The sequence below is a fragment of the Variovorax sp. W1I1 genome (assembly GCF_030815625.1).
Lineage (GTDB): Bacteria > Pseudomonadota > Gammaproteobacteria > Burkholderiales > Burkholderiaceae_C > Variovorax > Variovorax paradoxus_C.
This window is the reverse complement of record NZ_JAUSWZ010000001.1, coordinates 802,280-814,695: the sequence shown is the minus strand read 5'-3', so window position 1 is coordinate 814,695 and position 12,416 is coordinate 802,280. Positions and strand designations below refer to the sequence as shown.

Genomic DNA, 12,416 nt, shown 5'->3' with positions numbered 1-12,416 from the left:
TGACACAATCGCCCAGTGGATATTTCCAATCTCATACAGACCGTACTCATCTACGCACTGCCCGTGATCTTCGCGATTACCGTGCACGAAGCGGCCCATGGCTATGTGGCCCGCCACTTCGGAGACAACACCGCCGAGGTGATGGGCCGGGTCACCCTCAATCCAATGAAACACATCGACCCCATCGGGACCATCCTGATGCCGTTGATGCTGTACTTCGCGACCTCGGGGGCATTCCTCTTTGGCTATGCGAAGCCGGTGCCTGTGAACTTCGGGCGGCTGCGTCATCCCAAGCGCGACATGATCTGGGTGGCGCTCGCGGGGCCGGTGTCGAACTTCATCCAGGCCATCCTCTGGGCATTGCTGTTCGTGGTGTTGGCTGCGGCCGGTTTCGACAATGAAAACTTTTTCATCCAGATGGCGCGTGGCGGCATCCTGGTCAATCTCGTGATGTGGGCCTTCAACCTGTTTCCGCTGCCTCCGCTCGATGGCGGCCGCGTGCTGGCAGGTCTGCTGCCCAACGGGCCCGCGCAGAATTTCCTCGCGCGCATCGAGCCCTACGGTTTCTTCATCGTGATGGGCCTGGTCATTGCGGGCGTCGTCAGCACTTTCTGGCTGCGCCCCTTGATGGACGCCGGCTACTTCGTCATCAACCTCATCATCACGCCGCTCAAGGCATTGCTGCTCTAAGTCTGTCGTTCCATGGCCTCGTCTTCTTCCGCTCCGCTGCGCGTCCTGACCGGGATCACCCCGTCGGGCACGCCCCACCTCGGCAACTACGTCGGCTCGATCCGCCACTCGGTGCGGCAGAGCGTCGCGCCCGGTGTCGAGAGCTTCTTCTTCCTGGCCGACTACCACGCGCTCATCAAGGTACAAGACCCGGCCGTGATCCAGCGCTCCACGCTCGAGATCGCCGCGAGCTGGCTGGCCTGCGGGCTCGACCCGGAGCGCGTCACCTTCTACCGCCAGTCGGACATCGCCGCGATTCCCGAACTCACCTGGTTCCTCACCTGCGTCACCGGCAAGGGCGTGCTCAACCGCGCCCACGCCTACAAGGCGCAGCTCGACAAGAACATCGCCAAGGGCGAGGACCCCGACGCGGACGTGACCGCCGGCCTCTTCATGTACCCGGTGCTGATGGGCGCGGACATCCTGATGTTCAACGCCCACAAGGTGCCCGTGGGCCGCGACCAGGTGCAGCACATCGAGATGGCGCGCGACATGGCGCAGCGCTTCAACCACCAGTACGGCGAGCACTTCACGCTGCCCGAGGCCGAGATCGACGACGCCGTCGCCACCCTGCCCGGCCTCGACGGCCGCAAGATGAGCAAGAGCTACGGCAACACGATCCCGCTGTTCGCGTCGCGCGCGTACCTGCAAAAGCAGATCGCCAGCATCGTGACCGACTCGCGCGCGCCCGGCGAGCCCAAGGAAACAGAGGGCTCGGCGCTCTTTCAGATCTACCAGGCCTTTGCCGATGCCGAGGAGACCGAGATGCTTCGCAAGGCCTATGCCGACGGCATCGGTTGGGGCGACGCCAAGCAACTGCTGTTCGAGCGGATCGAAGTCGAAGTGGCACCGCTGCGCAAGCGCTATGAAGCGCTGATGAGCGACCCGGCGGAGATCGAGCGCATCCTGCTCATCGGCGCCGAGAAGGCCAGCGCGCTGTCGCAGCCCTTCATGACGCGCCTGCGCCACGCGGTGGGCCTGCGCAACCTCGCGGCGGGCCGCGACAAGGGCAACTCCAAGGCGGCCAAGGTTGCGAAGCCCAGCTTCAAGCAGTACCGCGAACGCGGCGACGGGCTCTTCTATTTCAAGCTTCTCGATGCGCGCGGCGAAACCCTGCTGCAGAGCCGTGGATTTGCGTCGCCGCAGGAAGCCGGCCGTAGCATCGCGCTCCTGCAGGCCGAGCGCGGTGCGGCACTGGCGACGCTGGCGGCGCAACTCGAGCCCATCGACACAGAACAATCACGCGCCGTGACAGAGGCGCTGGAGGCATTGGCGGAAGCAACGAAGACCACAGATGGAAGTTGAACCGGCAAGGGCCCATCGGCTTATCCGCCGGTGAGCGAGACGAGAGAAGACGGTGCGATCACAAAGGAAGAAAACATGAGCATTTATGTCATCGACGACCACCCCCTGATGCGCGACGCGATCGTGATGGTGTTGCGACGCCTGCGACCCGCCGAGAACATCGTCGAGCTCGAGCGGCTCGACAAGCTCGCGAGTTCGGTGCAGCAGCGTGGCGCGCCCACCCTCTTTTGCCTGGACCTGAAGCTTCCGGACACGAATGGCGTCTCGGGCGTGATCGCGGTCAAGCAGGTCTATCCCAACGTGCCGATCGCCGTGTATTCGGCGGCACCGGCCGCGGACATGGAAGACGCCTGCATCGAAGCGGGCGCCGACACCTACATCGAGAAGTCGGCCAGCTCCAATGAATTGGCAGCCGCCCTGCGCGGCCTGCTGATGGCGGGCTCCGAAGAGGCCGACGAGCCGCCGCTCGCGAGCAGCAAGCTCTCCAAGCGCCAGACGCAGCTGATCGCCATGCTCGACAAGGGCATGAGCAATCGCGACATTGCGACCGACCTGGAGATCAGCGAGCACACGGTGAAGGTTCACCTGTGGCGCCTGTTCCGCCGGCTCGGTGTGAAGAGCCGCACGCAGGCGCTTCACTACGCCCGCACCAACGGTCTTCTGTCGGGCTGATCCGGCGAGAAACTGACTCTTCGAAACCGCGCCTCGTGCGCGGTTTTCTTTGGGCCGCACTTTCTCGCAGTACTTTTTTCTTCAGCCCCCGGAGGCGCTCACGCGCGCCTGCGCCACCGCCTCGTCGGCGTCGTGCAGCGCCACGCGGAACACGCTGCCGCTGCCCAGCCGCGAGCGCACGCTGATCGGATGCCCCAGCACGTGCGAGAGCCGCGCGACGATGGCGAGGCCGAGGCCGAAGCCGTCGGACGTGCCGGCATGGTCGGCCACCTTGTAGAACTCCAGGAAGACGTCGCGCAGGTGCTCGGGCGCAATGCCGATGCCGGTGTCCCACACTTCCACGCGCATGCCGTCGCGCGTCTGCCGCGCGGCCAGCAGCACGCCGCCTTCGGTCGTGTACTTGATGGCGTTGGCCAGCAGGTTGCCGATCATGCGGCGCACGCGGATCGGGTCGGTGAGGAAGGAACCCTCGGTCACGTGCACGCGGAAATCGAGGCCGCGGCTCTCGGCCACCGGGCGGTACTGAAGTTCCAGGTCGTGCAGCAGCTCTGGCACGTCGACACGCTCGATGTGCAGCCGCACCTGGCCCGAGTCGATGCGCGCCAGGTCGAACATCGAATCGAACAGCGCATTCACCGCGTGCGTGGCGCGCACGATCTTCGGCGCGAGCTCGAGCACCAGTTCGGGCTCGTTGCGCAGCCAATCCGCGTACAGCGAAAGTGCCAGCACCGGTTGGCGCATGTCGTGCGCGGCGCTGGCCAGGAAGCGGTTCTTCATCGCCACCGCCGACACCGCTGCCTGCCGCTGCTGCGTGAGCGATTTGATCAGGATGTGGTTGTGGAAAAGGAGCTCCAGGCTGTTGCGCGCCGTCTCATGGATGTGGCGGCCCGCGCGCAGCAGCAGGAACCAGTGCAGCATCGGCAGGATCGGCATCAGGTATCCGTAATGGAACTGCGGCGCGTGCAAATTGACGCTCACAAGCCGGATCACCACTGCCCCCAGCATCGTGATGAAGAGCGTGTTGACGTAGCGCTTGAGCAGCGGCGGATGCAGCGCGAGCCCGTTGAGCGGAAAAGTAGCCACCCCGGCCACGATCAGCCAGCTCATGAACTGGTTCACCTGCGGCGTGCGCTCGAAGAACAGCAGGATCGACGACCCCCACACCACCGCGGTCGTGCTCCAGATGAAGCCGTAGCGCTCGGTGAACTGTTGCTGCGCCGCGGAGCTCCGGCCGGCGTAGCGCACCGTGTAGACATGCGAGCCCCAGGCCCGGCAAATCGTGGCGATGACGCCGGCCATCAGCCACGTGAGCAGCTCCCAGCGCGGCACTTCGACCCAGCTCAGCCCGACCATGGCCGGGATGAGCGCAACAGAAACGATGTAGGAGCTGCGCGAGGAGCGCATCAAGCTGCGGATCAGCTCGCCACGCACCCACGATTCGGCCTCGTCGGCCGAGGCCGGTGCCGGTGTCAAGCTTGCGATCGACGGATTGGCCATATGGCACAGGCCCCTTGTTCTTATCCGGCAATTGAAAATGGGCCCCTGCAAGGGCTCCGAGAGATGGCGATATTAACGGGCTGCCATCCAATGTTTCCCAAGGTAACCGCAGAAGTTCTGCTCGTGATAATCCGCAGAGATCCGCGGATTCGCCGAACAAGAAGGAACTCAACCGCATGCTGTCCCATGTTTTCGTCGGCGTGACCGACTTCGAGCGCGCCTTCGGTTTCTACACAGCGCTCATGGGCGAACTGCGCCTGAAGCTGCGCTTTCGCGACGACACGAAGCCATGGGCCGGCTGGCAAAGCCCCGATGCACCGCGCCCCCTGTTCCTGGTCGGTGCGCCTTTCGATGGCCAAGAGGCCACGCAGGGCAACGGCCAGATGGTGGCGCTGCTGGCCGCCGACCGCGCCACCGTGAACCGCGCCCACGCCGCAGCGCTGGCGAGCGGCGGCAGCTGCGAAGGCCCGCCCGGACTCAGGCCGCACTACCACCCGGACTACTATGGCGCGTACTTCCGCGATCCGGACGGAAACAAACTCTGCGTCTGCTGCCACACACCACCGATCACATGCTGAACAACATCACTCCCTTTCTCGTCCACTGGGCCATCACCGCCGTCTCGCTCTGGGTCGCCAGCCTTCTCTTCCGCGGGCTCAAGTTCGATGGCACCGGCGCGCTGGTGATCTCGGCCTTGCTGCTCGGACTGGCCAACGCGGTCGTGAAGCCGCTGCTGATCGTGCTCACGCTGCCGCTGACGCTGGTGACCTTCGGCCTTTTCCTGCTGGTCATCAATGCGCTGATGATCCTGCTGGTGGCCGCGCTGGTGAAGGGCTTCAAGGTCTCGGGTTTCTGGACCGCGCTCTTCGCGAGCATCTTCATCTCGCTCCTGAGCATCGTCATCGGCTCGTTCGTCACCAGCGACGACCCGGCCGAGAAGGTGCAGATGCCGCAGAGCGGCAACTGGCTCTGAGTTCCGCAAGCTCTTTTCCTCGGGTTTTGATGGAACTGTGTTCCATACGGTCGTCAACATCGATCAAATCACGGCTGTTTGGCGCTACTTCCCTTTTTTAAGCTCGCAAGCATTGCCGCGGGAAGCCGCTTCGCCCAAGATGAGGCACGCCTCCGAAAGGAGCGCGTGAAGCAAAGGGACGGAATGCGCATCGCAATACTCGACAACGAGCGGGATCAGCTGCGACTGGTTGCCCACACCGCAACGAACCTCGGCCATGAATGCCACGAATACATGGACGGTGCCTTGCTCCTGCAGGCCGTGGAGGCGCAGCGGTTCGACCTGTTGATCTTTCACTGGCGCTTGCCCAACCTTGACAGCCCGGCCCTGGTGAAAGCACTGCGACGAGCTGGCGGCAACCGCCTTCCGATTCTCTTCACGACGCACAGGTCCGACGCCGCGGAGATGGCGATGAGCCTGCATGCCGGCGCCGACGATTTCCTGATCGCGCCCATTTCCGACGCGGAGCTCGAAGCGCGCATCTGCGGGCTGCTGCGCCGGTCCTACCCCGCGCTGCACGAGCCCCAACTCGTCTTCGGGCCCTATCAGTTTCTTCCGGCATGGCGCACCGTCAAGCTCAACGGGGTGCGGGTCGAACTGAGAAACCGCGAGTACGACCTGGCACTGTTTCTCTTTCAGAACGCCGGACGCCTGCTGTCGCGCAAGCACTTGTACCAAGCGATCTGGGGCGCCGATTTCGAGGTGCTTTCGCGATCGCTGGACACGCATCTGTCGCGCGTGAGGGCCAAGCTCGATCTGCGCCCGGCAAATGGCTTTCTACTGGCGGCCCTGCGCGGATTTGGCTATCGGCTTGAGACGGTTTCTCCGCAGGAGGAAGTACAGGCTCGCCCTCTCTCGCAGGAAAGGCCCATGAAGGCAGATTCAACAACCCCGAAAAGCTACACATTCGCACACGCCCACGAGAGGGAAATGGGTTGCGGCGCACTTGTGAGGCGTGCTACCCTCGACCACAAAGAAATTTGAGAGGACTTCCATGAAGATGATCAAGCTCGCAGCCGCCCTTGCCTCCCTGGCAATTACGTCGGCATTTGCCCAAACACCGGCACCCGCCACCAACACGACGCCGGCGCCCGCACCCGCTGGTGCAGCCGGCGCAACCGCCGCAACGACCGGCGGTCTGACCCCCGGCCAATGGGGCGCTGTTGCAGGCAGCACCGCGCTGCTGGTCGCAGTCGCCAGCAGCAACGGTGGCAACGGCGGTGGTGGCTTCGTCATCATCCCCGGCACCGGTACTGGCACAGGCACCACCGGCACGCGTTAAATGCTGCGTGCCCTCCCACTGGGAGGGCATTCGCTGAGAGCTCCGCGCGTTGGTTTCGCCACGCGACTTTTAAAACGTTGCCTTTGGGCAACGTTTTATTTGGGCGTTGGCGGTTGTTCCTCCGGGTCTTCAGCCATGCTGGATGCCGCTCGGCTCGTATACAAGGGCCAAGCTGCGGCCCAGCCGGATTTCAATCCCGCCTACCGCTATCTGCGGACACAGGTCGGTGACCGCACCCTTTTCATGGTGCTCGGCTATATCGATCAGCGGGCCGAGGGCCCTGTCGAAGTCTGGTACAGCGGCAGCGGTGAAATTGTCAGGCTTCTGAACGGGCAGCTCGTGGGCACTACCGGGCTCAGCACCGACTGGCGAAACGTTCGATTCACTGGACTGCCTGTATGGCCAACTCCCGATGCGACCAGCACCTCAGGCGGCTCGGGCCAAAGCTACACGCGCCTGCGTGATCTCATGCCGGGCTATCGCTTCGGAATTCGCGACGAAATCGTTCGAACTCCCATCTCACCACCACAGAACACCTTCCTCGCAGGCGCGAATCCCGCCTCCTTGCGTTGGTACGAAGAGCGCAGCGTCTCGCGCCCATCCACGGCCTCACTGCCTGCAGCTCGCTTCGGCATATCGAGCGCCTCGGGAGCACCGCAGGTCGTGTATTCAGAGCAGTGCCTCACCAGCGACTTCTGCATGAGCTTCGAACAATGGACGCCCCCCGCACCGGCGGCCGGTAGATCGGCAAGTTCCGGCACATGACTCCCTGGGTTCGCGGTATTGGCAAACGGCATTGGCCTCGTCGAGCGGCCATCGCGTGCGCGCTGGCGGCAAGTTTCGGCGTCTCGGCGCAACCACTCAGCACGGCTACGAAGACCGAGGCGACGAATGACGCCGACGTGCGCCCCGGCGAGCGCCTGAGCACCTGGCTGTTGCGCCAGCCCGCCGATGCCGCCTCTCCCGGCCTTGCATGGCGCGTGCCGCAGGAACGACTGGCGCAGCAGTTTCTCAAGAACACCCTGCTGGTTCGCATCGAGTCGATCAACCGGCGCTCACCGCGTTCGGAACAAGCCGATCGCCTGAGCCTGATTTCCTGGCTCCAGGCCTTGCCGATCACAGGCCGGGTGGCGCTCGGCATCGTGGACCCTCGCTGGCTGCAGGCGCATCCCGAAGAAGACCCGGTGCTGGCGGCTGGCCAGCAGCTGGTTGCCGCGCCGCCGAACCTGAAGACCATCGCGGTGGTCCGCCCCAGTGGAGAGCTTTGCCATGTGACGCACGAGGCCGGCCGAACCGCCTGGGACTACGTGGCAGCCTGCGAGCCCCGAGGCCCCTCCGACTGGGCCTGGGTCGCGCAGCCGGATGGCCGAACCGCCCGCGTGGGCGTGGTCCCCTGGAACAGCGAGCCTTCGGACGAACCTGCGCCAGGCGCGTGGATCTGGGCGGCCCCCCGCGAGATGCCCGACCTGGTCGCCGCTTCCGAGGGGATCATCAAGTTTCTCGCCACGCAAGGCCCCTCGCCTCAAGGCGACGTTTCATCGGCGGGCGTTTCCGCGCAACCGGGAGCGCAGCAACCTTCGGCTCCCGCGCCGACGATCACGCCCTCGACCACCGTCTCCGTGCGCCCCGAAGTGGCACCGCAGTACAACGCCATTCGCACCAGCAGCAACGATTGGGGCGAGACCGGCCTGCTCCAGACGCCCACCGCACGCATGGGCCAGGCTGGCGACTTTCGAACATCGATCACCCATGTTTCGCCGTACACCCGGCTGAACGTGATGTTCCAGCCGCTGGACTGGATGGAAGGCGGCTTTCGGTACACATCGATCAGCAACGTGCCCTACGCCGCCAGCACCACCGGCCAGAGCACCAAGGACAAGAGCATCGACCTCAAGGTGCGGCTCATGCGCGAGTCCGCCTATGTGCCTGAGATTGCGCTCGGTTTTCGAGATCTCGGCGGTACCGGATTGTTTTCCGCCGAGTACCTGGTTGCGAACAAGCGATACGGCGATTTCGACTTCAGTCTCGGCATCGGCTGGGGATATCTCGGCAACAGCGGCAACATCCGGAACCCACTGACCCTGATAAGCCGTCGATTCGAAACGCGCAGGATCACCGCAGTATCGGGTGGCGAGACCAACTTCGGCACTTACTTCCGCGGACCTGCCGCCCTGTTCGGCGGCGTGGAGTGGCGCACGCCATGGGAGCCGCTGACGGTCAAGCTCGAATATGAAGGCAACGATTACAAGAGCGAACCGTTCGGCAACGAGCAGAAACAGCGCACACCCTTCAACATCGGCTTCGAGTACCGCTACTCCCCTGGCGTTGCCTTCTCCGCCGGCGTGGAGCGCGGCAACAAGCTGATGGTCGGCGTGACGCTGTCCACCAACGTCGCAACACTGCGGGCACCCAAGCCGGCCGATCCGCCCCAGCCCCGCTTCACGCCTCAGGCGCCGCAAAACCCGCCGGGCTGGGCGTCGACAGCGGCCGAGATCGAAGCCCGCACCGAATGGACGGTCCAGCGCATCGCACCGCAAGGCAGCGGCGTGCACGTGTGGATCACCGAGAGCAACACCGTCTACCGTCAGGCGCGGGTCGAACAGATCATTGCCGTGCTGCATCGCGATTCGCCCGCGTCGATCAAGAGCTTCATCCTGCACTACAACGAGCGCGGCCTCGCGATGCATGCGCAGGTCGTCGATCGGGGCGAATGGGTTGCCGAGCACTACCAGGCGCAGTCGCCCGCCGAAGCGCGCGCAGCCAGCCAGCGCGACTACGCGCCGCACCAGGACGCGAGCGAAGACCGGCTGTTCCTGCCACCGGAAAAGATCGCCACCGCCGCCGCCACCACCGACAACGCGGCAACCGCGTCCGCGCAGCAGCAGTACACCGCGGGATTGGCGCCATGGGAGCGCCGCACCGAGAAGTTCACCTATGGCGTGACGCCGTACTTCTCGCAGATCATTGGCGGCCCCGATGCCTTCATGCTCTACCAGATCGGTGTTCAGGCCACGGCGGAATACCGCTTCACGCCGAGCACATGGGTGAACGGTGCGCTGAACTGGCGCCTGCTGGACAACTTCGACAAGTTCACCTACACCGCGCCCAGCAATCTTCCACGCGTGCGCACCTTCCAACGCGAATACGTCACCACCTCGCGGGTGACGATGCCGGTGTTCCAGCTGACCCATGTGGGCCGGCTGAGCGAAGACCAGTACTACAGCGTTTACGGCGGCGCCCTCGAATCGATGTTCGCCGGCGTGGGTGCCGAATGGCTGTATCGCCCATGGCGCAGCAAGTTCGCCCTGGGCATCGACATCAACCACGTGCGCCAGCGCGACTTCCAGCAAGACTTCGGTCTGCGCGACTACAAGGTCAACACCGGCCATGCGACGCTGTACTGGGACACGGGTTGGAACGGTGTGATGACGAGGATCAGCGCCGGCCAATACCTGGCCGGAGATCGCGGGGTCACGCTCGACATCAGCCGACGTTTCGACAACGGCGTGATGGTTGGCGTCTATGCAACCAAGACCAATGTATCGGCGGCCCAATTCGGCGAAGGCAGTTTCGACAAGGGCATCTACATCTCCGTGCCGTTCGATGCATTCCTGCCGAAGTCCAGCAGGTTCTCTGCCGGATTTACCTGGTCACCGTTGACGCGCGACGGCGGTGCAAAGCTGGGGCGGATCAACCCGCTCTACGACATGACGTCGGTCCGCGACCCGAAGGCTTTCAGCTTCGCGGCGCCGGAGAACAATCAGCCGAAGGCCGGCGACAACATTCTCAATTTCGAGAATGCGCGCTAGAGCCACTGGATTTACGTTTCTCTTCAATGAGTGATCACACTCGTAAATCGGCCACAGGTTTGGCTGCAAGCCCAATGACTTCAAAACAATACCGCCCGGATATCGACGGCCTGCGCGCAATCGCGGTTATATCTGTGTTCATCAACCATCTCAGCGCATCGGTGCTGCCGGGCGGTTTCATCGGTGTCGATATTTTTTTTGTGATCTCGGGCTTCCTGATCACCTCTCAGATTCGCAAGGAGATTTGCGAAGACAATTTCTCTATCAAGCAGTTCTATAAGCGGCGTATCAATCGAATCGCTCCAGTCCTCATGCTGGTGCTCGTTGTGAGCCTTCTCGTTGGGGTAGTGCTTTTATCTCCCTCCGATTTGGTAAGGCTCGGCAAAAGTTCGATCTATTCAATGATCGGCCTGTCCAATGTGTTTTTCTGGCGAGAGTACGGCAGCTATTTCGCTGGCAATGCGGCCGAGGCGCCTCTGCTGCATACGTGGTCGCTCGGCGTAGAGGAACAGTTCTATCTGATCTGGCCCCTGCTCACGCTCCTGCTCTTCAAGCTCAGCCGCCGCTACGTGCTGGCGATCTTTGGAATTCTCACGATCGCGGCGATCGCGGTCTCTCAAATGGGCGTCAACATTGCCGCGTCGGCTGCCTATTACTTGCTTCCCACGAGATTCTTTGAACTGATGATCGGGGGCGTGTTGGCCCTGTTGATCGTGCATGTGCAGCCGACAACAAAACTTCAGTCGCAGATAAGTTTGGTGGCCGGGTTCGTACTGATCATTGGCTCGCTGGCCCTCATCGGCAAGTCTTCACCGTTTCCCGGAATCATGGCCATATGGCCATGTGCCGGCGCTGCCCTGCTGATCTGGGCGGGAAGCGGTCGCTTCACATCGTCGCGTTTCTTACTGAGTCGACCAATGGTTTTCATCGGCCTGATCTCATATTCACTGTATCTGTGGCACTAGCCGATCATTGCCTACCTCAACTATCTGAACATCGTCATCAGCCCGATCGTCGGCACCGGCGTGGTCATTGTGGCCGTGGGTCTGTCTTGGCTTTCGTGGAAGTTCGTAGAGACGCCAATGCGTCGGACCGGTGTTTCGTTGTCATTCTCCATGGTTTTTGCTCAGCGATTTTGCATTCCAGTCATTGCGCTCGTTTCGTTAGGTGCAGCGGCGGCCTATACGAAAGGATTTCCGCAACGCTTCGATCCACGAGTCGTAGAGTTCGAAACCGCGCTGGAATCAAAGCCCAATATCCTACGTAGCGGTTGCCACGTTCCTACCGCCCTATACGACACGCCCCCAAACGAGAAAAAGTGCAGGCTTGGCACCGAGAAGTCCGAATTGGATGGAATTCTGATAGGTGATTCGGTTGCAAACCACTTTACGGGAATGCTCGATGTCATGGCCAAGGCACAAGGCATCTCACTGATGGACTACACGATGGATGGCTGCCCACCAATCCTTGGCTACGACACAGGCAAGGAGCCTTCGTACAAAGAAAAATGCCTGAAGCGAAACAAGGCCGTGTACGAAAAAATTAAAGCAGCCAAATATTCTCGCGTGGTGCTCGCTGGCAATTGGACTCAGGGCGGGCGCACCGGCGAACAGCTTATTTCATCTATAGAGGAGGTGCTGCAGACCGGCGCCAAAGTAACCTTGATCGTTACCAATGAGGAAATCGATCGAGCGGGTAGCTGCGTCATCCGTCATGCAATGTACGAGACCAGCGGAAATTGCGAGGGGGTACGCCAGGGCCCACCTGCATATTTCGAAGAGATCGCCGCTCGCTTTCCCCAAGTCCACATAGTGGACCCGAATCAGGTTATTTGCCAAGCTGATAGGTGCAGTCCCGTGATTGACGGAAAGTTGATTTATCGAGACAAGTTGCATCTGAACGACATTGGGTCGAGGCTAGTCGGGAGCGGCATGCTCCAGAGGGGGCAGTCACTGTAAGTGCGCGGTTTCGTCAATCGAAATGCCGCTTCCCCATCACCACCTGCCATCGTATTGGGGGTCGCGCCTGGCGTCGATGTTGGGGCATTCAATGAGGACATTGCCCGCATCGTGTATTCGTAAGATCTGGTACCCCTCGGCCGAACGAGCAA

Annotated in this window: 12 protein-coding genes; 11 read left to right on the top strand and 1 reads right to left on the bottom strand. The window is 62.4% G+C overall.

The annotated features are described in order from the left end of the window. Positions 1-15 precede the first annotated feature (15 nt). The 3 genes from QFZ83_RS04015 to QFZ83_RS04005 all read left to right on the top strand — a co-directional run bounded on the left by QFZ83_RS04015 (position 16) and on the right by QFZ83_RS04005 (position 2,706). Entirely contained in the window at positions 16-690 is a 675-nt protein-coding gene (locus tag QFZ83_RS04015) for a site-2 protease family protein (protein WP_307502926.1), read from the top strand. 12 nt (positions 691-702) lie between these two features. Further along, positions 703-2,034, top strand: coding sequence for a tryptophan--tRNA ligase (locus tag QFZ83_RS04010; RefSeq protein ID WP_307502924.1), 1,332 nt, complete (start codon positions 703-705; stop codon positions 2,032-2,034). Between the two features lie 75 nt (positions 2,035-2,109). Then, positions 2,110-2,706 carry a response regulator transcription factor gene (locus tag QFZ83_RS04005; RefSeq protein ID WP_013543036.1) on the top strand — a complete coding sequence of 199 codons (597 nt, stop codon included), beginning with the start codon at positions 2,110-2,112 and terminating at the stop codon, positions 2,704-2,706. A gap of 81 nt (positions 2,707-2,787) precedes the next feature. On the opposite strand, the gene QFZ83_RS04000 is transcribed toward QFZ83_RS04005, so the two are convergent. Continuing rightward, on the bottom strand, positions 2,788-4,203 hold the full coding sequence (locus QFZ83_RS04000; RefSeq protein ID WP_306880812.1) for a HAMP domain-containing sensor histidine kinase: 1,416 nt from the start codon (positions 4,201-4,203) through the stop codon (positions 2,788-2,790). Positions 4,204-4,379: 176 nt separating this feature from the next. Here QFZ83_RS04000 and QFZ83_RS03995 point away from each other — a divergent pair, with 176 nt between their 5' ends. The 8 genes from QFZ83_RS03995 (at position 4,380) to QFZ83_RS03960 (ending at position 12,264) form a co-directional block, all read left to right on the top strand. Next, on the top strand, positions 4,380-4,781 hold the full coding sequence (locus QFZ83_RS03995) for a VOC family protein (protein WP_307502921.1): 402 nt from the start codon (positions 4,380-4,382) through the stop codon (positions 4,779-4,781). Continuing rightward, positions 4,775-5,176, top strand: a complete 402-nt coding sequence (locus QFZ83_RS03990) for a phage holin family protein (protein ID WP_013543039.1) — start codon at positions 4,775-4,777, stop codon at positions 5,174-5,176. The genes QFZ83_RS03995 and QFZ83_RS03990 overlap by 7 nt, the downstream gene beginning before the upstream one ends. Positions 5,177-5,359: 183 nt before the next feature. After that, positions 5,360-6,199, top strand: coding sequence for a response regulator transcription factor (locus QFZ83_RS03985; RefSeq protein WP_307502917.1), 840 nt, complete (start codon positions 5,360-5,362; stop codon positions 6,197-6,199). Between the two features lie 10 nt (positions 6,200-6,209). Next, on the top strand, positions 6,210-6,497 hold the full coding sequence (locus tag QFZ83_RS03980) for a hypothetical protein (protein WP_306880816.1): 288 nt from the start codon (positions 6,210-6,212) through the stop codon (positions 6,495-6,497). A 135-nt stretch (positions 6,498-6,632) separates the two neighbouring features. Beyond that, positions 6,633-7,262 (top strand): YjbF family lipoprotein, encoded by a 630-nt coding sequence (locus QFZ83_RS03975; protein ID WP_307502913.1) that lies wholly within the window; start codon positions 6,633-6,635, stop codon positions 7,260-7,262. After that, entirely contained in the window at positions 7,259-10,306 is a 3,048-nt protein-coding gene (locus tag QFZ83_RS03970; protein ID WP_307502910.1) for a YjbH domain-containing protein, read from the top strand. Before QFZ83_RS03975 ends, QFZ83_RS03970 begins: the two co-directional genes overlap by 4 nt. Before the next feature lie 26 nt (positions 10,307-10,332). Further along, positions 10,333-11,271: an acyltransferase gene (locus QFZ83_RS03965; RefSeq protein ID WP_307502907.1), complete on the top strand. Its 939-nt coding sequence runs from the start codon at positions 10,333-10,335 to the stop codon at positions 11,269-11,271. A gap of 138 nt (positions 11,272-11,409) precedes the next feature. Next, entirely contained in the window at positions 11,410-12,264 is an 855-nt protein-coding gene (locus QFZ83_RS03960; RefSeq protein ID WP_307502905.1) for an SGNH hydrolase domain-containing protein, read from the top strand. Positions 12,265-12,416 lie beyond the last annotated feature (152 nt).

What these genes read in the sequence shown, in the direction of transcription:
- QFZ83_RS04005 (WP_013543036.1), top strand. Translation starts at nt 2,110, where the DNA reads ATGAGCATTTATGTCATCGACGACCACCCCCTGATGCGCGACGCGATC.
- QFZ83_RS03995 (WP_307502921.1), top strand. Translation starts at nt 4,380, where the DNA reads ATGCTGTCCCATGTTTTCGTCGGCGTGACCGACTTCGAGCGCGCCTTC.
- QFZ83_RS03980 (WP_306880816.1), top strand. Translation starts at nt 6,210, where the DNA reads ATGAAGATGATCAAGCTCGCAGCCGCCCTTGCCTCCCTGGCAATTACG.
- QFZ83_RS04000 (WP_306880812.1), bottom strand. Translation starts at nt 4,203, where the DNA reads ATGGCCAATCCGTCGATCGCAAGCTTGACACCGGCACCGGCCTCGGCC.
- QFZ83_RS04010 (WP_307502924.1), top strand. Translation starts at nt 703, where the DNA reads ATGGCCTCGTCTTCTTCCGCTCCGCTGCGCGTCCTGACCGGGATCACC.
- QFZ83_RS03965 (WP_307502907.1), top strand. Translation starts at nt 10,333, where the DNA reads ATGAGTGATCACACTCGTAAATCGGCCACAGGTTTGGCTGCAAGCCCA.
- QFZ83_RS03975 (WP_307502913.1), top strand. Translation starts at nt 6,633, where the DNA reads ATGCTGGATGCCGCTCGGCTCGTATACAAGGGCCAAGCTGCGGCCCAG.
- QFZ83_RS03970 (WP_307502910.1), top strand. Translation starts at nt 7,259, where the DNA reads ATGACTCCCTGGGTTCGCGGTATTGGCAAACGGCATTGGCCTCGTCGA.
- QFZ83_RS03990 (WP_013543039.1), top strand. Translation starts at nt 4,775, where the DNA reads ATGCTGAACAACATCACTCCCTTTCTCGTCCACTGGGCCATCACCGCC.
- QFZ83_RS03985 (WP_307502917.1), top strand. Translation starts at nt 5,360, where the DNA reads ATGCGCATCGCAATACTCGACAACGAGCGGGATCAGCTGCGACTGGTT.